Annotated in this window: 13 protein-coding genes and 1 pseudogene; 9 read left to right on the top strand and 5 right to left on the bottom strand. The window is 57.4% G+C overall.

Annotated features, from left to right (window positions below; genetic code table 11):
* Window positions 1–30 precede the first annotated feature (30 nt).
* Window positions 31–828, bottom strand: a complete 798-nt coding sequence (locus tag ACI77D_RS26200) for a hydroxymethylpyrimidine/phosphomethylpyrimidine kinase (protein WP_064454263.1) — start codon at window positions 826–828, stop codon at window positions 31–33.
* 288 nt (window positions 829–1,116) lie between these two features.
* On the opposite strand from ACI77D_RS26200, the gene ACI77D_RS26195 reads away from it, so the two are divergent.
* The 4 genes from ACI77D_RS26195 to ACI77D_RS26180 all read left to right on the top strand — a co-directional run bounded on the left by ACI77D_RS26195 (window position 1,117) and on the right by ACI77D_RS26180 (window position 7,595).
* Entirely contained in the window at window positions 1,117–3,495 is a 2,379-nt protein-coding gene (locus ACI77D_RS26195; RefSeq protein ID WP_407017773.1) for a 7TM diverse intracellular signaling domain-containing protein, read from the top strand.
* Between the two features lie 88 nt (window positions 3,496–3,583).
* Complete coding sequence (locus ACI77D_RS26190) at window positions 3,584–5,233, top strand: acyl-CoA dehydrogenase family protein (RefSeq protein ID WP_407017772.1); 1,650 nt, start codon at window positions 3,584–3,586, stop codon at window positions 5,231–5,233.
* A 182-nt stretch (window positions 5,234–5,415) separates the two neighbouring features.
* Window positions 5,416–6,888, top strand: a complete 1,473-nt coding sequence (gene amn / locus ACI77D_RS26185; RefSeq protein WP_162238864.1) for an AMP nucleosidase — start codon at window positions 5,416–5,418, stop codon at window positions 6,886–6,888.
* Window positions 6,889–6,959: 71 nt separating this feature from the next.
* Window positions 6,960–7,595, top strand: coding sequence for a pseudouridine synthase (locus ACI77D_RS26180; protein ID WP_407017771.1), 636 nt, complete (start codon window positions 6,960–6,962; stop codon window positions 7,593–7,595).
* On the opposite strand, the gene ACI77D_RS26175 is transcribed toward ACI77D_RS26180, so the two are convergent.
* Both ACI77D_RS26175 and ACI77D_RS26170 read right to left on the bottom strand, forming a co-directional pair.
* Window positions 7,590–7,799, bottom strand: a complete 210-nt coding sequence (locus tag ACI77D_RS26175; RefSeq protein WP_007975837.1) for a DUF2788 domain-containing protein — start codon at window positions 7,797–7,799, stop codon at window positions 7,590–7,592. The genes ACI77D_RS26180 and ACI77D_RS26175 overlap by 6 nt on opposite strands.
* 200 nt (window positions 7,800–7,999) lie before the next feature.
* Entirely contained in the window at window positions 8,000–8,479 is a 480-nt protein-coding gene (locus ACI77D_RS26170) for an Lrp/AsnC family transcriptional regulator (RefSeq protein WP_003194418.1), read from the bottom strand.
* A 457-nt stretch (window positions 8,480–8,936) separates the two neighbouring features.
* Here ACI77D_RS26170 and ACI77D_RS26165 point away from each other — a divergent pair, with 457 nt between their 5' ends.
* Window positions 8,937–10,028 carry a DUF6515 family protein gene (locus ACI77D_RS26165; protein WP_407017770.1) on the top strand — a complete coding sequence of 364 codons (1,092 nt, stop codon included), beginning with the start codon at window positions 8,937–8,939 and terminating at the stop codon, window positions 10,026–10,028.
* On the opposite strand, the gene ACI77D_RS26160 is transcribed toward ACI77D_RS26165, so the two are convergent.
* On the bottom strand, window positions 10,025–10,918 hold the full coding sequence (locus tag ACI77D_RS26160; protein ID WP_064454258.1) for a cation diffusion facilitator family transporter: 894 nt from the start codon (window positions 10,916–10,918) through the stop codon (window positions 10,025–10,027). The genes ACI77D_RS26165 and ACI77D_RS26160 overlap by 4 nt on opposite strands.
* A 15-nt stretch (window positions 10,919–10,933) precedes the next feature.
* The gene (locus tag ACI77D_RS26155) at window positions 10,934–11,353 is read right to left on the bottom strand and encodes a polyribonucleotide nucleotidyltransferase (RefSeq protein WP_128587755.1); all 420 of its coding nucleotides are present in this window, start codon (window positions 11,351–11,353) and stop codon (window positions 10,934–10,936) included.
* Between the two features lie 252 nt (window positions 11,354–11,605).
* Here ACI77D_RS26155 and hrpB point away from each other — a divergent pair, with 252 nt between their 5' ends.
* The 4 genes and pseudogenes from hrpB to ACI77D_RS26135 form a co-directional block, all read left to right on the top strand.
* The gene (gene hrpB, locus ACI77D_RS26150; protein ID WP_407017769.1) at window positions 11,606–14,098 is read left to right on the top strand and encodes an ATP-dependent helicase HrpB; all 2,493 of its coding nucleotides are present in this window, start codon (window positions 11,606–11,608) and stop codon (window positions 14,096–14,098) included.
* A gap of 194 nt (window positions 14,099–14,292) precedes the next feature.
* Window positions 14,293–15,762, top strand: coding sequence for a site-specific integrase (locus ACI77D_RS26145; RefSeq protein WP_407017768.1), 1,470 nt, complete (start codon window positions 14,293–14,295; stop codon window positions 15,760–15,762).
* Entirely contained in the window at window positions 15,755–17,680 is a 1,926-nt protein-coding gene (locus tag ACI77D_RS26140; protein ID WP_407017767.1) for a hypothetical protein, read from the top strand. The genes ACI77D_RS26145 and ACI77D_RS26140 overlap by 8 nt, the downstream gene beginning before the upstream one ends.
* Window positions 17,677–18,822 (top strand): annotated as a pseudogene (locus ACI77D_RS26135) (integrase); the annotation flags it as partial. The gene ACI77D_RS26140 and the pseudogene ACI77D_RS26135, both read left to right, overlap by 4 nt.

Below are 18,822 nucleotides of genomic sequence, written 5' to 3'. Positions count from 1 at the left end.
GGCAGGCCTCTTGCGGTTAAAAGCACAAAGTTACGAGCAGAAATCCAGCGGCAGCCGGCGCGGCACAAACTGGCCCTGGCCGAGTTGTTCAGCGTCACGCAGGGTGCGCCAAGTGTAGTTGAGCGCCGATTGCACGGCGCTGACCAGGCCTTCGCCTTGAGCGATCCGACCGGCCAGGGCGCTGGCGAGCGTGCAGCCTGAACCGTGATAGCTGCCGGGCAGGCGCTGGCAGGTGAAGGTCTGGTGCGTGCCGTCGCGGCTGTAGAGGCGGTTGTGCACTTCGTGCTCGTCGCCGTGCCCGCCGGTAATAAGAAGATGCTTGATAAACGGCAACAGCTTCTCGGCGCATTCGTCGGCCGTGCCATTTGGCAACTCGGCGAGAATGCGCGCTTCCGGCAAGTTGGGCGTGGCGATCAACGACAGCGGCAACAGCCGCTCACGCATGGCATAACCCACTTCGTCCTTGCCCAGGCTGCCGCCGCCGCCGGCACGCAGCACCGGGTCGCACACCACCGGCAGGTGCGGGTGCGCCTGCAGCAGTTCGACCACGGTGTCGACCATCGCGGTGGAACCGAGCATGCCGAGCTTCACGGCTGCCACTTCGGAGTCGCTGAGCACGGCATTGGCCTGGGCCATTACCCACTCGCGGTCGAGCACGCGGAAGTCGATGACATTGACGGTGTTTTGCACGGTCAACGCGGTGACGGCCGGTGCCGCATGACAGCCTTGGGCGAGCAGGGCTTCGATATCTGCCTGCAAGCCGGCGCCACCACTGGGATCATGGCCGGAGAGACAGAGGACAACGGGGCGAGAGCTGTAGATATTCATGGTGCGCGAGCTTACCACCAAACGCTTTTTGCGTGGCTGTTGGGCGAAGGGGAAATTTCAGTGTCAGCACAGGCGTGTTTATGGCTGTTTATGGGTTGCTTTTTACGTCGAAAAAACGCGCTGAAAGGCCCGTTATAGAGCCTTTCAAAAAATTATTTCAATGGTGTCCAATGGCCTCTACTGGCTATGCTAAAGTGCACCCAAACAACTTACTGTATCGCCGGTGTACGTCTACTCAAAAGGAATGGGGGGCTTTTGACACAACCGGACAGGCCACGCTGGGGCTCTATGCGCTATTTGCTGATCTTATTATTCTGCGGGCTGCCGATGCTCGCCGGCGCCGCCGAGTTCAACCAGGACACTCGAAGCCTGCCGCTGGGCCGGGTCATGCAAGTGCTTGAAGACCCAACCGGTTCCCTCACCGTCGCCGACGTCAGTTCCCTCGCTTACGCTGCTCAATTCAAACCCCATGACAAAGCCACCCTCAACGCCGGCTATTCGCGTTCGGTGTTCTGGCTCAAGGTCGACCTGCATTACACCGCCATTGACCCCCGTGCGCCACGCACCTGGTTCCTGGAGTTGGCGTACCCACCGCTGAATCATCTGGACCTGTACCAGAACGACGGCACTGGCAACTACCGACTGGCCACCCGCACCGGCAGCACGTTGCCTTTTTCCAGCCGTGAAGTGCGCGCGAGCAACTACCTCTTCAAGCTCAACTTTTTGCCCAACCAGCAACACACCGTCTACCTGCGCCTGCAAAGCGAAGGCTCGATCCAGGCCCCATTGACGCTCTGGTCCGCCACCGCCTACCTGGAAGAACAGCCCCTGCGCCTGTATGTGTTGGGCGCAATCTATGGCGTCTTGTTGGGGATGCTGGTCTACAACCTGTTCATCTACTTGAGCGTACGCGACACCAGCTACCTGTATTACATCCTCTATATCGCCTCGTTTGGCGTCTACCAACTGTCGGTCAATGGCGTGGCCGTGGAGTACTTCTGGCCTAACAACCCGTGGTGGGCGAATGCTGCGGTGCCATTCCTGATCGGGTCGGCAGCGCTGTTCGGCAGCTTGTTTGCCCGCAGCTTCCTGCACACCGCGCAGCACAGCCGCTGGCTCAATCGCATATTGCTGACGCTGGCTGCTTGCGGTGGCGTGGTGATGGTATTGGCGTTGTTGACCAGCTACGCCGTGGCCCTGCGCCTGGCCACTGGCTTGGCGCTGGTGTTCACCGTGACCATCTTTATTGCTGCAATCAAGGCCTGGTGTTGCGGCCAGCGCATGGCGCGCTATTTCATCATTGCCTGGTCGGCGTTTCTGCTGGGTGGGGTGGTCAACACCCTGATGGTGTTGGGTTACCTGCCCAATATGTTCCTCACCATGTACGCCAGCCAACTCGGCTCGGCCATCGAAGTGGCACTGCTTTCCCTGGCCTTGGCGGATCGCATCAACGGCATGCGCGAGCAGCAGGCACAGATCCTGTTCGACGCCAGCCAGAAGCTTGAAGTGCTCAACCAGCAATTGGCCCGCAGTAACCGGCTGAAAGACGAATTCCTCGCCACCCTGACCCACGAGCTGCGCACACCGATGAACGGTGTGATTGGCTCGTTGGAGCTGATGCAAACCGTGCCGCTGGACGAAGACCTGGCGCAGTACCAGCAAACCGCCGCCGGTTCTGCGCGGGACATGATGCGCATGGTCAACGGCATCCTCACCCTGACCGAATTGCAAGCCGGACGCCTCACGGCCCAGCCGCAGGTGTTCAGCCTGCGCGGTGCACTCGACACCTTGCGCCAGCAATTCAGCGCCAGCGCCCAGAGCAAAGGCCTGGCATTTTCCATCGACGTGGCGGATGAGCTGCCGGACCGGGTGATCGGTGATGCGGACAAACTGATCCACTGCCTGGACTGCCTGCTGGACAACGCCTTCAAGTTCACCCACGAAGGCGCTGTGCGCTTGCGCGTGGTGGGTGTGCCGCAAAGTGATGGCGGGCTGCGCTTGAGCTTTATTGTGACCGACAGCGGTATCGGCTTTGCCTTCCTCGACGAGGCCACGTTGTACCAGCGGTTCTTCCAGCTCGACGGCTCGACCACCCGCGAATACGGCGGCATGGGTATCGGCCTGGCGATTTGCCGGCAGTTGATTGAACTGCTCGGTGGGCGCCTGACCCATCATTCCGAACCGCGCAAGGGCAGTCGTTTCCAATTGGAAGTGAGCGTCAGCCCGGTGCCGGCGGAGCCAAAGCCGGTGGGGCAGGCGCCCCTCACGCAACGCACTGCGCAGGATTGCACGGTGCTGTTGGTGGACGACAATAGCGTGGGCCAACTGGCGGTGCGCGGCATGCTGCTCAAGCTGGGTTACCGGGTGAAAACCGTGGATAACGGTGCGGCCGCACTGACCCTTTTGCAGGCCGAAACGTTTGATGCGGTACTGCTGGATGTGCCTGAAGGCGGCTTCTCTTTGTGCTGTCAGATTCGTGCATTGCCCGGCTGCGGCGAGCTGCCGGTGATCGCCCTGAGTACCTCGCTGCAGGCGCCGGATCGCGAGCGCTGTCATGGCGTAGGCATTACGGATCGTCTCACCAAGCCGGTGCGTTTCGAGGCATTGCAGGCCGTGCTGGAGCGCCGTCTGTTGTGCCCTCTAGAGGGCGAAAGCGCCGGACATTAGGCGCGTATGCCACTTTTTTAAGCCGGATGACGGTGCTTAACTGAAATTCAGGCCTCAACGCACGTGGCCTTTTTCCAGGAGGCCCGTCATGAACCTGCATCAGTTCGCCGAAACCCACGACGTCACCAACCAGCCGCCGTCCCTGGACGGCACTAACCTGTACCGCATCGACCTGCCGCTGCAAGAGTGGTCGCGCCGCTTTGGCGCCGGCTGGGCCGAGACGCGTATCGATGCGTATGGCGCGCTGGCCGGTGGGCCACTGATGGCGGCCGGGTTCCTGGCGAACCAGAACAAACCGGTGTTCAACAGCCATGACCGTTATGGCCATCGCATTGACCTGGTGGAGTTTCATCCGGCGTATCACGAACTGATGCGCACCGCCGTCGAGCATGGCCTGCCGTCACTGCCATGGGCCCATCCGCAGTCCGGCGCCCATGTGGCCCGCGCCGCCATGACTTACCTGCACAGCCAGGCCGAAGCCGGCACCGGTTGCCCGCTGACCATGACGTTCGCTTGCGTCCGGGCCCTGCGCCTGCAACCGGATCTGGCGCAGATCTGGCTGCCGAAGATCCTCAACACCGAATACGACCCGCGCAACGTCGGCATCGCCCACAAAGCCGGCGCCACCATTGGCATGGCCATGACCGAGAAACAAGGCGGCACCGACGTGCGCGCCAATACCACGCGCGCCTACCCTGTGGGGGCGGGTGGCCCGGGGCAAGCCTATGAACTGGTGGGGCACAAGTGGTTCTGCTCGGCGCCGATGTGCGATGGGTTCCTGACCCTGGCCCAGACCGACAAAGGCCTGACCTGTTTCCTGCTGCCCCGGCACCGGCCGGATGACACACGCAACGAGTTCTACATCCAGCGCCTGAAAAACAAACTTGGCAACTGCTCCAACGCCTCCAGCGAAGTGGAGTTTCGGGGCGCCCTGGCCTGGATGATCGGCGAAGAGGGGCGTGGTGTGCCGACCATTATCGAAATGGTCGCCATGACCCGTTTCGATTGCATGGTGGGCTCCAGCGCGTTGATGCGCCAGGCGCTGACCCAGGCCAGCCATCATTGCGCCCATCGTTTGGTCGGCGGTCGCGTCCTTAGTGAACAGCCACTGATGCAAAACGTACTGGCCGACCTGGCCCTGGAAAGTGAAGCGTCGCTGGCCCTGAGCATGCGCATGGGCCGCGCGCTGGATCACCTCGATAACGAGCAGGAAGCCAAATTCGCCCGGCTGGTGACGGCGGTGGGCAAGTATTGGATCTGCAAGCGCGCGCCGGCGATGATCAACGAAGCCGCCGAGTGCATGGGCGGTGCCGGGTATGTCGAGGACAGTATCCTGCCGCGCCTGTACCGTGAGGCACCTGTGAATTCGACGTGGGAAGGTTCCGGCAATGTTCAGTGCCTGGACGTGCTGCGGGCGCTGTCCAAGGAGCCGGGTGTGCTGGAGGCGCTGTTTGTCGAGCTGGGGAATGGGCATGGCAGCCCGCAACTGGCGCAGCATATTGAGCAGCTGAAGTCGGCGTTTATGGACACTCAAGATATCCAGTACCGGGCGCGTCAATTGACTGAGGACATTGCCGTGGCGTTGCAGGCCAAGCTGCTGCTGGAGGCCGGGAATGCGGCGGTCAGTGATGGTTTTATCGCCAGCCGCTTGGGCGAGTCGTCCGGTCGGGTTTACGGCACTTTGCCGCGCGGTGTGAATGTTGAGGCGATTGTCGCCCGCTCGACCCCAAACCTCTGACTAAACTCGGTCAAAATGTGGGAGCGGGCTTGCTCGCGAATGCGCCGTATCAGTCGCATATTCAGCAACTGACAGACCGTATTCGCGAGCAAGCCCGCTCCCACATTGATCGCAATCCAATTCCACTGTTTCAGTGAGGCCGGGATACAGGCAAGATAAAGGTCTGCAAGTCAGAACACAGGATGCTTACCGTGACCGAAGCTTTTGTTGTCGTTCAAACCGCCGAAGAAGCCGTGGATCGGCTGGCGGCTCTTCATGAGCGTGCTACCGGCGCGCTCAATCAGGCCCTCAAGCAATACCTCAAGGACCGCGTCGAACCCGACGCCGAACAGCGCGCACAGTTTCGCTATCCGGAACTGCGCCTGACTTACCACTGCCACGGCGAAGTCCCACAGACTACTCGCGCGTATGCCAAGGTCCAGCTGCCCGGGACCTACAGCGTTACCGTCACTCATCCGGCCGCCTTCCGTAAATACCTGCTGGAGCAACTGGTGCCGCTGATGCACGACTTCACCGTGACGGTGGAAGTCGGCGTCAGCCAGCAGAACATTCCTTACCCGTATGTGGTGGAGCAGGGCGACGAATTGGCCGGCTCCGGCGTGACCGCCGCGACCCTCGCGCGCGTGTTCCCCAGCACCGATTTGTCTGCCGCCACCGATGGCATTGCCGACGGCCTCTATGACTGGGAAAACACCGACCCGCTGCCGCTGGCGCTGTTTGATGCCGCCCGTGTGGACTTTTCCCTGCGCCGCCTGGTGCACTACACCGGCAGTGACTGGCGCCATGTGCAGCCGTGGATCCTGCTGACCAACTACCACCGCTATGTTGACCAGTTCATCCTGCATGGCCTGGAGCAACTGCGCAGCGACCCACGGTTTATCCGCATGGTGCTGCCGGGCAACGTGATCATCGACAAGAGCATGGACCACGGCGAAGCGTCGGCGATTGCTGCCGGCGTGGTCTGGCACCGTTACCAGATGCCGGCCTATCACCTGCAGGCCACTGACGGCCACGGCGTGACCCTGGTGAACATCGGCGTCGGCCCGTCCAACGCGAAAAACATCACCGACCACCTCGCGGTGCTGCGCCCACATTGCTGGCTGATGATTGGCCACTGCGGCGGCCTGCGCCAATCCCAGACAATCGGCGACTACGTATTGGCCCACGCCTATATGCGCCGCGACGGGATTCTCGACCGCGTGGTGCCGCCGAACATCCCGATCCCGGCCCTGGCCGAAGTGCAGATGGCCTTGCAACAAGCGGCGGCGAATGTCACGGGCGAAAAAGGCGAAGAGCTGAAAAAACGCCTGCGTACCGGCACCGTGCTGACCTACGACGACCGCAACTGGGAGCTGCGTTGGGCCCAGGAACGGCCGTTGATCAACCTGTCCCGCGCCGTGGCCGTGGACATGGAAAGCGGCACCATCGCCGCCCAGGGTTACCGCTTGCGGGTGCCGTATGGCACGTTGCTGTGTGTCTCGGACAAACCGCTGCACAGCGAAATCAAGCTGCCGGGTTCGGCCAACGCGTTCTATGAGCGTGCGGTCAGCCAGCACTTGAAGATCGGCATCGAGGCGGTGGACCTGTTGCGCACCGAACTCAACTCGCTGCACTCGCGCAAACTGCGCAGTTTCGACGAACCGCCGTTCCGCTAAGCGGTTGGGATGGTCATTTAACGGTCAGGCCACTAGCATTGTCGGTCCTGACCGTTAGATGTTCCTTTGCCATGTCCCGTCCCACCCGTCCCGATTCGCGCCGCCTTGGCGTGAAACCTCCGCACTCCGCAGCGCGTCGTGTCGCCAAGGCGCCACCGGCCGAGCCGAAGTTGGTCCTGTTCAATAAACCGTTCGACGTGCTGACCCAGTTCAGCGACGAAGGCGGGCGTGCGACCCTCAAGGATTTTATCGACATCCCCGGCATCTACCCGGCGGGCCGCCTGGACCGTGACAGCGAAGGCCTGTTGCTGTTGACCAACGATGGCCAACTGCAAGCGCGCATTGCCGACCCCAAGCACAAGCTGGCGAAAACCTACTGGGTGCAAGTCGAAGGCGAACCCACCGAAGAACAACTGAAACGCCTGCGTGACGGCGTGGAGCTTAACGACGGCATGACCTTGCCCGCCGAAGCCCGGCAATTCGATGAGCCCGAGCTATGGCCGCGCAACCCGCCGGTACGGTTTCGCAAAAGCGTGCCGACGCACTGGCTGGAGCTGGTGATTCGCGAAGGGCGTAACCGCCAGGTACGGCGCATGACCGCTGCGGTGGGCTTGCCGACCTTGCGCCTGGTGCGCGTGCGTATCGGGGATTGGTCGATTGATGGCCTGGATCAAGGCCAATGGAAGGAAGTGCCGGCGCGGTTATAGGGCGCCGGACTCGATCAGGCCGATCACCACGCTTTTGATGATGAAGGCGGCCACGCCCAGGCCCAATACGAAGAACAGGATGAACGAGCCAAAGCGCCCGGCTTTGGATTTCTTCGCCAGGTCCCAGACGATGAATCCCATGAAAATGATCAGAATGGTGACCAGGCCGGTCATCATCCATTCTTCAAAAACGGCGGGATCGATGTTGTTCATGGGCTTCTTCCGACAGGGCAGGCGGGCAAGTATACGGCAGCGTTACAGACGCAATATTGACCTGAGTCTTGACGCGGTCAATGTGGGAGCTGGCTTGCCTGCGATGTAGGCAACTCGGTGTATCAGCCAGCCCCAGTTGATGCTATCGCAGGCAAGCCAGCTCCCACATTTGATCGGCGATGTGTTTGAGATCAGGTACGCAGGTGCGTCAGCGGCAACTCGGTGCTGTTGAGCACCTGGTTGAGCACAAAGCTGGAGCGCACGCTGGTCACGCCTTCAATGCGGGTCAGATGGCCCAGCAGCAGTTTTTGGTAGTGATCCATGTCCGGCACCACCACTTTCAACTGATAGTCAGCATCCATCCCGGTCACCAGACTGCATTCCAGCACTTGCGGCAGCGTGCGGATCGCGGCTTCAAAATTCTCGAAACGCTCGGGTGTGTGGCGGTCCATGCCGATCAGCACATAGGCCGTAAGGCTCAAGCCCAGCATCTTGCGGTCGAGCAGGGCGACCTGGCGCGCGATATAGCCGTCATCTTCCAGCTGCTTGACCCGGCGCGAGCAGGGCGACGGCGACAGGCCGATGCGTTCGGCCAACTCCTGGTTGGAGATCCTCGCGTCGCGCTGCAATTCCGCCAAAATACTCAGGTCGTATCGGTCAAGCTTGCTCATTGGGTTAGCCTTTGTCGTAACTATTGCGGCGAATTATCTATGAAGGGTTAAAAATTGCGCAAGCACTGTTTATTGACGCAATCTTCGCAATCATCTATCGGCGCGTCGGGCCTATGATTACCAACAGAATCACCGCCTGGACAACAGTCCACTTACAGCGAGCCCAATCAGGCCCGCTGCGGCCGCCACCCCAGCAGGGTTGAGCCGGCCTCCAGGCTGCACACTGTCCACAAGACGGCGTGAGGTGAGCCAACGTCAAAAGCGTTGAGCCAGGACGAAATTCTCAAGGGGTGGCCGACGGGTCACCCCTTTTCTTTTGCGTGGGTTTTACCTGCCTCTTTTTAACTGCAAAGAAAGTTCTCGTGACTGATAACCTGTCTCAGAACCGGGTGAGGCTTTTCCAGTCTCATACTATGAGGCCGGACACTCGAGGCCCTAATCCGCAGTGAGGAATAGCATGAAGCGCATCTGGCGTATGGCAGGTGTAGGTTTGCTGATGGTTACCGTCGGCACGCAAGTGATGGCCGACGACCCGCGCTCCGAAGGGGGCGGTCAGCATGAAAGAGGCCCGGAAGGCGGGCGGCAAGGTAACGAACAGCCGCGCCCGCAAAATAACCAGCCGCGCCCGCAGAACAATCAACCGCGTCCGGAGAATAACCAGCCGCGGCCACAGAACCCGCATGTCGAGAACAATCAGCCGCGCCCGCAAAACCAGCATTTTGATCGCGCTGAGCAACAGCCTCACGGCGGCGGGCAGTGGCAAGGTCGCCCGCAAGGCGCCGAACAGCCTCGGCCAGCGCCACAACCGGCGAATAATCTGCCGATTCAAGGTCGCCCGGACACGGTTCGACAAACCCAGGAGCCGCGTCAGGGCAACTATCAGGACATCCCGCGCCGCAACGACGGCAACCCGCATTGGCAGGCTGGGAATGGCGCACGCCCAGGTGGCGGCTTCAATAATGGCCACCCCAATGACAACCGCTGGCCAGGTCGCCCTGATGGGCACGGCAACGGCTGGGGCCCGGGGCCGCAATATCGCCCTGGTTATATGGTTGATCGCTTCCCCGACCGCAATTACCGCGTGCCATACCGTGGCCAGGATTACTTCTTCTCCGGCGGCTACTGGTATCGCCCGCAAGGCCCGCGTTACGTAGTGGTCACGCCGCCGTACGGCATCCGCGTGCAATACCTGCCGGACTACGCCCGGGAAGTATGGGTAGGCAGCGCGTTGTTCTTCCTCGCGGCAGGTTCCTATTACACCTATGAAAGCGCCACTCAGCAGTACGTGGTGGTGCAACCGCCGACAGAAGTGCCGGCGCCGCAACCCGCGCCGCAAGGCAATGGTTATGACGTGATTGCCTATCCGGCGAACGGCCAATCAGCGGCCCAGGTGCAGCAGGATGGCTATGACTGCTATCGCTGGGCGGTGCAGCAAAGTGGTTTCGATCCGCAGGCGGTCTCCTACGCCCCGGCCCCGGCAGTGGTACAAACCTACCGCCAGGCCCAGGGCAACTGCCTGACCAGTCGCGGGTATCAGGTGCAGTATTAGGCCTTGGCGCCCGTGACGACTTCCAGCGGGTCGGCGTGCACCAGCACTTCGGCCCGAGGGTAGGCTTTGTGAATGGCATCGGCGGCCTGGTCGCTGATGCCATGGGCCACTGACAGCGTCAATTCCCCGGGCAATTCCAGATGCAGTTGTACAAACCAATGGCTGCCGGAGATCCGCGTGCGCAAATCATGGGCACCCAGCACGCCGGGTATGCCACGCGCCAGTTCCAGCATGTGCTGGCTGACGTCCGGCGGCAGTTCCTCGTCCATCAGCACCGCAAAACTTTCCCGGGCGATCTGGATCGCACTCCACAAGATGTAGACGGCAATCCCCAGGCCGAACCACGCGTCAACCTGATGGAAACCAAAACCGGCCAACACCAGCGCCACCAGGATGCTGCCGTTGAGCATCAAGTCCGAGCGGTAATGCAGTGAGTCGGCACGCACGGCGTTGGAGCCGGTTTCGCGGATCACGCGGTGTTGCAACATCAGCAGCGCCACGGTCATCACCAGTGAAAACACAATCACCCCGATGCTCAACCACGGCGCGCCTACCGGTTCCGGGTGCTGCAAGCGCTGGTACGCCTGGTATGCGATCAACACCGCACTGCCAGCGATAAACAGCGCCTGGGCCATGCCTGACAGCGATTCCGCCTTGCCATGCCCATAGCGGTGATCATCATCGGCCGGGCGCAGCGCGTAATGCACCGCCAGCAGATTCAGCAGCGAGGTCACGCCGTCCAGCAGCGAGTCGGTCAACCCGGCGAGCATACTCACCGAGCCACTGAGCCACCAGGCGATGGCCTTGGTGATAATCAGCGCACAGGCCACGCCCACCGAAGCGCGGGTGGCCAGGCGCAAGAGCCGTGCGTGTTCGGGACTGCTGGTCATAAACGGGTCGAATCCTTAAGCGGCGGGTTGCAGGCCCAGGGACGCAAGTTGTTGCACGCTGCCCTTGAACTGGATCATGCGCGGGTCATCCAGCGGCAGGGTGTGGCCGGTTTCTTTCTGGATGATGGTTTGCAGCTTGGCGTTGTCGACTTTGCCGTCGGCGCCGATGGCTTCGTGCAACTTCTCCGGCGCGACTTGTGCGGTTTTGCCCGGCTCGAAATAAATAGCGCCGGTGGCGAAGTCGACGCCGAATGCGATCAACCCCGGGATGACATAAAACAGCAGGCCAACGGCATCGAGCACGGCAATCGCCGGGTCGATCTTGCCGCCGATCTGGCCCCGGCGGTCCGGGTAGAAAATCGAACCGCAGGCCGTCAGTTGACTCAGCAGGGTGACGGCGAGGACACCGCCGATGACACGGGAAGCGATACGCATAAAATTCTCCTGAACACGGTTGAAAGGTGACTATAAGCCAGATCTACGCGACGACGACTATCCAATGTGGGAGCGGGCTTGCTCGCGAATGCGGTCTTTCAGAAACATATTCGTCGACTGACAGATTGCTTTCGCGAGCAAGCCCGCTCCCACTTTTGACCGTTTTTATCTTCGAAGCCAGTGGTGTCTTTGAGACCACCACCGGCATCCGGCAGTTCGCCGTTATACTCGCCGCTCTGCTTTGGAGCCAGTATGAATTCGTTGCCGATCGATGATGTTTTACCCGCCTTGCGTGACGCCTTGGCGAATCGCCATGAAGCCGTGCTGGAAGCGCCGCCCGGCGCCGGTAAAACCACCCGCGTACCCTTGGCGCTATTGAACGAGCCTTGGCTGGCGGGGCAAACCATCCTGATGCTCGAACCTCGCCGTCTCGCCGCGCGCGCGGCCGCCGAGCGCCTGGCCAGTGAGTTGGGTGAAAAGGTCGGCGAAACCGTCGGCTATCGTATCCGCCTCGACAGCAAGGTCGGCCCCACGACGCGCATCGAAGTGGTCACCGAAGGCATCCTCACCCGCCGCCTGCAGGACGACCCGGCGCTGGAGGGCGTGGGCCTGCTGATCTTCGACGAATTCCATGAACGCAGCCTCGACGCCGACCTGGCGCTGGCCCTGAGCCTGAACGGCCGCGACCTGTTTCGCGATGAGCAGCCACTGAAAATCCTGCTGATGTCCGCCACCCTCGAAGGCGAGCGCCTGGCCGGGCTGCTGGATGACGCGCCGATCCTGCGCAGTGAAGGGCGCATGTTCCCGGTGCAGATGCGCTGGGGGCGGCCGTACCAGCCCGGTGAATTCATCGAACCGCGTGTGGTGCAGACCATCCTCGAAGCCCTGCATGACCAAACCGGCAGCGTGCTGGTGTTTTTGCCGGGGCAGGCGGAGATTCGCCGGGTTAACCAGCAACTGGCCGACGCTTTGGGGGATCGCAGTGATGTGCTGCTGTGCCCGCTGCATGGCGAGCTCGACCTTAATGCCCAGCGCGCCGCCATCGACCCGGCGCCGGCGGGTAAACGCAAGGTCGTGCTGGCCACCAACATCGCCGAGACCAGCCTGACCATCAACGGTGTGCGCGTAGTGATCGACGCCGGGCTGGCGCGGGTGCCGCGGTTCGACCCAGGCAGCGGCATGACCCGTCTCGACACTCAGCGTATTTCCCGTGCCAGCGCTACTCAGCGCGCCGGCCGGGCAGGGCGGTTGGAGCCGGGCGTGTGTTATCGCCTGTGGTCCGAGGACCAGCACGAAGGTCTGGCTGCGTACGGCAGCGCGGAAATCCTCGCCGCCGACCTCGCAGGCCTGGCCTTGCAGTTGGCGCGCTGGGGCGTCACGCCCACGCAGTTGGTGTGGCTGGATGTGCCGCCGACTGCCGCGTATGCCCAGGCCCAGGATCTGCTGGTGCGCCTTGGCGCCTTGAATGACGACAAACTGACCGCCCATGGCCAGAAAATGGCCGAGTTGCCGGCCCATCCGCGTATCGCCCATCTGCTGCTGCGCGGGCAGGACCTGGGGCTGGCGTCGACAGCGTGTGATGTGGCCGCGCTGTTAGGTGAGCGCGATATCTTGCGCGGTGGCGGCGCCGATTTGCACAGCCGCCTGGCCTTGATGTCCGGTGAAGAACGCGCGCGTGGCACCCAAGGTGGCGTGCAGCGGGCCAAGCAACTGGCGCGGCAATACCGTGGCTATTTACGCGGCCCGGCGATTCAAGCCGTGGCCGACCCCGACCACCCGCGCTGGCTCGGCGCCTTGTTGGCGCTGGCCTACCCGGACCGTGTCGCTCAGCAACGTCGCCCCGGTGGCGCCGAGTACCGCCTGGCCAACGGCCGCGCCGCGCTGTTCGCCGAAGCCGACAGCCTGATGAAACAACCCTGGTTGGTTATCGCCGACCTCGGCAGCCGGCAGGGCCAGCGTGAAGAACGCATCTACCTCGCGGCGGACTTCGATCCGGCGCTGTTCGACACGGTGCTCGCCGAGCAAGTGCGCAACGTCGACCAGTTGGATTGGGATGAACGCGAAGGCGTCTTGCGTGCTGAACGCCAGCGCAAAGTCGGCGAACTGGTGCTGAGCCGTGAACCATTGACCGGGCTGGACGAGTCCGCCCGCAGCCAGGCACTGGTCAACCTTGTGCGCCGCAAAGGCCTGGAGCTGCTGCCGTGGACGCCTGAACTGCGCCAATGGCAGGCCCGCGTCATGCTGCTGCGCCACTTGGACGCCGGTAAAACCAGCGAATGGCCCGACATCAGTGACAAGGCGTTGCTTGCCAGCCTGGAGCACTGGCTGATGCCGTATCTGGGCAAAGTCTCGCGCCTGAGCCATTTCGCCAACCTGGATATTTCCAGTTTCCTGCACAACCTGCTGCCCTGGCCGCTGCCCCAACGCCTGGACGAGCTGGCGCCGCAGCATGTGAAAGTGCCGTCGGGCTCTTCGGTGCGTTTGGACTACAGCGAACAACCACCGATTCTGGCGGTGCGCTTGCAGGAATTGTTCGGCCTGGCGGACACACCGCGCATCGCCGGTGGGCGCCAGGTGGTCAAGCTGCACCTGCTGTCCCCGGCGCGACGGCCAGTGCAGGTGACGCAAGACCTGGCGAACTTCTGGCGCAGCACGTATACCGAGGTGAAGAAGGATTTGAAGGGCCGGTATCCGAAGCTATTCCATAAGTTGGACCCTTGGGTTGAATCGCTTAACAAAAAGTGATTGACGCTTTTCACTAGAGAGCTCTCCCATAACGAGCACCATTGACAGAGTTGATGGTGCTCGCATAAGACACATACCTCTCGGGTACGTTGCGTGCGCCTTGTAAATCAAGGGGGCTGGACAATCTGCAACGACTTGGGAGGCATCGCGACGCCCCAACCTTTAACGTGAACTCACCATATTCGAGGTGAGCCATGTCTTACACCAATCCAAATCTTGAAGGCCGTCTGATAATCATCTCCCTCGCGCGTGATGCTTTCGCTGATCTCTACACGCGAGAAATCCCTGGCGCTGTTTGCTCAATGCTTGAAGGGGGGGCTTCGGAGGTTGTATATAAGGTTAATGAAGGCGGCGCTGAAGATACGCACGATCTCTACCACGTCCCATTCCTGCTTCATCCAAATGGCGAGCCTTGGCATGAAGCAAACTCATACCTTCTCTGGTGTATGCGCGACAAATCCCCTTTAGAACGGCGAACTGATGAGGTGCGGCGTCGTGGCAGTAAATTACTCGACTACCTTTTGTTCTGTGAGACCAATAACTTGGATTGGCTGGACTTTTCTGGTTCGCGCCCCCCTCTTCGCCCGACCTATAAATATTTTAATAATTTAGTGATTGCCGGAAAACGAAGTGGTGGTGTAATAAATCAATATACCTCGGTGGTATATCACTTTTACAAATATGTATCGCAATATTGGCATCCACTCGATATAAGGCGAGTGGATACGGTTAAGCAAGTTAAATTCCTTGTTCAGACCCCGCGAGGCGCCCAAGTAATTGATGTTATGAAGCGTAGTCAGACTCGACGCACGCCTTCTAGTAACGCAATTCAAATTGGTTTTGTTAGAGACGGTGGCGACGACTTAAGACCACTTACCAATATTGAGCTTCGTCTGCTGTTGGAAACAATTAATGGGGGGGGATTTTGGTCTACAGTTGAGAGATTGATACTGCTCACTTCCTTAATGACCGGTGCGCGCAAGCAAACAGTTTTAACGATGCGTCTAAAACATTTAAAAGCTTTCGAAGAAACCAGGCTGTTATCGGAAGGAGCCTATAAATTGCACGCAGGACCATCGACTGGTATCGATACAAAAAATGATAAAGCACAGACTCTATATTTTCCCAAACAGCTTGCTGAAGAATTGATCGTGCTGGCCAGCAGCCCAGCGATGAAAAAGCGGCAGAGCATATTCTTGAACGAATTGCGAGTGCTCTTTCCTGATCAGTCATTTGAGGAGGATGACGTTTACTTGTTTTTATCTGATCAATGTAATAGCTACTATATGGAAAAATCTGATCCTAGATATTTTATGACTAAGTCACCTCAAACAGGTCAGGTGACGGAGACGATAAAGCGTAAGTTGCTAAAAAGTATAACATCAGGTTTTCCCAGCGATTTTTCTTACCACTGGTTACGAGCAACTTTTGCTTACCAACTATATCAGCGTCTTCAGGTTTTAATCCGAGAAGGGCTAATGCATGTGGGTGACGATATAGATTTCATACAAAAGCGAATGCATCATGAGTCGCGGCAAACTACTGAGGGGTATTTGAAGTTGTTTAAAATGACGCATGAGAAAATATGTGCCCAGGAGTTATGGGAAAAAAAGCTATTTAACGGTAGTTACGATGTGCTGATAGTGGATAGCCGCCATGTGTGAATTGGCGAAAATGGAGCTCCGTGAGACTAATGTAATTACACTTGTGGATGCTATGCAGCCAATCCTCGAGCCTGAGTTGTTGCGCTTACAGCTGTCAAAAAAAATAAGGAAAAAACCGATCGATATAGGTAGTTTGGCATATTTCGTACGAGGGAAAAACCTTAATAGTCATGATGATTGTGGGACGCCAGTCGTCAAATCTTCATTTGTTGAGAGTCGTCGCAATTTGATTATGATGCTGCTTGAGAGCTACGCCGTAATGCGTGAGTCTTCAATTCTGACGTGGAACTATCGCTCGGAGTATTTTATTGAATGGTTAAATAATAATGGTTATAAAGAGATTTTCGCAAGTGACGTATATGCGCAGCAAGCGTACCGAGATTTTACGTCTTATCTCAATCACCGAATAATGGTTGGAGAGATCAAGCCCTTGACTGCAAGTGGATATCAAGATGGGGCTGTAAATATTATCGAGTTATTATATCCTGATACTTTTCACTATATTTTATCTGGTGTTGTAAAAATACTCGCTCCCAGTGGTTCTGCAACGCCAAGTGATGCTCATGTGCAGTTATATAAAGACGTTTTCTTGGCAATAGCGCAGCATTGCAGTGACTTTGTTTTGAATAATAGCTCTTATCCTTGCGTGGTGAATATAAGGGATTATGAAGTTGTGATGTTTCCATCAAATCACGGAGCGATTGGGCCGTTTAAAATACCCCCGGCAATTTATAATCCCGTTCAGCGGCGTGTAGCGACGCCGGCAGAACATATGGTCGCGAAGAAAAAACTAGACCGAGAAACTGTGGTTAAGTTTGATTCAAATCGTGCCGTATTGCGGGCGCAAGAAAATGTCAATGCGGCTAATGAAAATAATCGTCATTGGCATCGATTATATCTGAGCGCTCTCGCTGCAAAAGCTTACGCCGGACTCTTTCTGCTGATTACAGGTGCCTCACCTACCGAGTTTTCTCAATTTACCTATAAGGAGGCGATAGAGGTTGAGAAGTCACCACTGAAAAAGGAATTAAAAGCTATAAAGTTTCGGGCTGGCGGGAAGACTACTTTATATAACATCGGGCGACACAACGGTTTACCGCTACTAAGGCAGTACCTCAAACTTCGCGAGTGGATATTGAATGGGAAAGAGGTGCCTAATTTATTCTTCGCTATGACTAAAGGTACGCAAGGCAACAATGGGAGTTTTGAAGAGTTTTCAGCGTCGAGCACGATGAAAAAATTTCATGGGTCTATTTCAGGCGTCTTTTTAGACCCTAAGGTTCCAAAGCTATCTTCGCGAAAAATGCGAAAGCACAAGAGCAACGTACAGCATTCGGCTCGCTTATCTCCTTCTACAGTTTCCAAGTCGCTGAATCACACCGAAGCAGTTAATCTGTCGACCTATGCTGAGGCTACATTGGAGCAACAGGAAACGGAATTTAGTCTGTTTTGGCAGTCTGTGCGCCATGCCGCAGATGTAGTTCGTGAGCGTAGTGAGACTTCTTCTGGCGATAGAATCTCAACTGCGGCCGGTCATTGTGATGACTTTAATCAACCATCTGCCCTAGGGGGCTGGGGCACTTCGTTTATCGAGCCGAACTGTAGAACACAATATGGCTGCTTATACTGTTCGCATTATATATGTCATTCCGATGAAGAAGATTTGCATAAGCTCTTTAGTTTGCAATATGTAATTGATTCGGTACGGAAAATAAACGCAGACGTAGGGCATGCTGATGCTCTGTTTAAGGACTTGTCGATAAGAATTAATTTTATAATTAGCGCTATTGGTGAACGCTCCGTATCTACTCTGAAATTGGTCGAGATCGTCAGAGAGAAAGTTTATAGCTACGGTATATTGACCCCGTTTTGGGAAAATCGTTTGAGTCGCTACGAACAGATAGGAGTAGTATTTTGAAACGAGGTGTCGAGTCGATAGGTAGTCTTTTTGGTAGCGGAAATTTTTCTGTTACTTGTGAGCCAGATAATGCTCCGGTAAAAATTTCTAAACCTGGCGCTGATTTTGTATTGTGTCGTAGCGCAAACGGTCAGCCTACTGCTATATATGGGCAGAGCGTTTGGGATTTCAATCCTTATAGGTTGTCAGCTAATAAAATTAGCAGGATATCCTTTGTCGTATTTGACAATCAGGATGACGAACAGAACGCACTGGTTGAAGAGGCAAAATATCTCTTGTATTGTCTGATTTACTTTGGTGGAGGTGGGCGGCTCGGCAAACTTAGTGTTGCGACACTGTATAGGTATTGGGGGATACTTCGAGGGGTGATTCAATTTGGTTACGCCCAGAAGCAAAAACCAATTGTCGGCGTGCTGTCTCTGCAACAGATTTTTTCTACTCCGGTTTATCTAGCATCAGCCATTCGTGAACAATTTTCAGGAACAGATAGATCAGCTTTGTCCGGACTATTGTCCCAGTTAGTGCGTGTTGGCCGAGAGCGGATCGGGTACGACATATTGAATCCCAACCGCTTTGATCTTAGAAGGCCTGAGTCTAAACAGTATCCCGTGATACCGACGCGAATATATTTGAATCTGATCAATGTGGTAGCGGATCTGCTAGATCAGCTTTACGAAGGGGTTGGTTCTTATCAGTCTTTCGTCAAATCGTTTTCTGACGAGCATTACGGGATTAATTTACGCAACCAGAAAGGTCGCAAGCTTGGTGGAAAAGCTAACTATAGACCCGACATGGCGCAAGCGCTTCGAGAGCACGGCCTGGAGAAAGTGTTAGTTGATGAATTTCAATGCGACTTTAAAAAAGATGTTCAGACAGTTTTGCTTAAAATTCAGCATTTGGCGAAAACTGTAATTCATCTATATACCGGTATGCGCGAACAGGAAGTGATGCGGATGTCTTATTCCTGTCTTTCGTCGGAAATTTCTAGACCACCTGTGATTGATGATCACGGTTTGGTACGCGATCAGCCCCTAACCGTAATGGTGATATCAAGTACGACAAAATTTACAGGCTATAGAAAAGAAGGCACATGGTACGCGCCAGTAGAAGTTATCAAGGCAGTTGAAGTAGCTCAGGCAGTC

The organism is Pseudomonas sp. O39 (assembly GCF_045447295.1).
GTDB classification, from domain to species: domain Bacteria; phylum Pseudomonadota; class Gammaproteobacteria; order Pseudomonadales; family Pseudomonadaceae; genus Aquipseudomonas; species Aquipseudomonas antarctica_A.
The sequence above is the reverse complement of the archived record's forward strand: the minus strand, read 5'-3'. Positions and strand labels throughout refer to the sequence as shown.

What these genes read in the sequence shown, in the direction of transcription:
- ACI77D_RS26195 (WP_407017773.1), top strand. Translation starts at nt 1,117, where the DNA reads ATGCGCTATTTGCTGATCTTATTATTCTGCGGGCTGCCGATGCTCGCC.
- ACI77D_RS26200 (WP_064454263.1), bottom strand. Translation starts at nt 828, where the DNA reads ATGAATATCTACAGCTCTCGCCCCGTTGTCCTCTGTCTCTCCGGCCAT.
- amn (WP_162238864.1), top strand. Translation starts at nt 5,416, where the DNA reads ATGCTTACCGTGACCGAAGCTTTTGTTGTCGTTCAAACCGCCGAAGAA.
- ACI77D_RS26180 (WP_407017771.1), top strand. Translation starts at nt 6,960, where the DNA reads ATGTCCCGTCCCACCCGTCCCGATTCGCGCCGCCTTGGCGTGAAACCT.
- ACI77D_RS26190 (WP_407017772.1), top strand. Translation starts at nt 3,584, where the DNA reads ATGAACCTGCATCAGTTCGCCGAAACCCACGACGTCACCAACCAGCCG.
- ACI77D_RS26155 (WP_128587755.1), bottom strand. Translation starts at nt 11,353, where the DNA reads ATGCGTATCGCTTCCCGTGTCATCGGCGGTGTCCTCGCCGTCACCCTG.
- ACI77D_RS26165 (WP_407017770.1), top strand. Translation starts at nt 8,937, where the DNA reads ATGAAGCGCATCTGGCGTATGGCAGGTGTAGGTTTGCTGATGGTTACC.
- ACI77D_RS26145 (WP_407017768.1), top strand. Translation starts at nt 14,293, where the DNA reads ATGTCTTACACCAATCCAAATCTTGAAGGCCGTCTGATAATCATCTCC.
- hrpB (WP_407017769.1), top strand. Translation starts at nt 11,606, where the DNA reads ATGAATTCGTTGCCGATCGATGATGTTTTACCCGCCTTGCGTGACGCC.
- ACI77D_RS26160 (WP_064454258.1), bottom strand. Translation starts at nt 10,918, where the DNA reads ATGACCAGCAGTCCCGAACACGCACGGCTCTTGCGCCTGGCCACCCGC.
- ACI77D_RS26140 (WP_407017767.1), top strand. Translation starts at nt 15,755, where the DNA reads ATGTGTGAATTGGCGAAAATGGAGCTCCGTGAGACTAATGTAATTACA.
- ACI77D_RS26170 (WP_003194418.1), bottom strand. Translation starts at nt 8,479, where the DNA reads ATGAGCAAGCTTGACCGATACGACCTGAGTATTTTGGCGGAATTGCAG.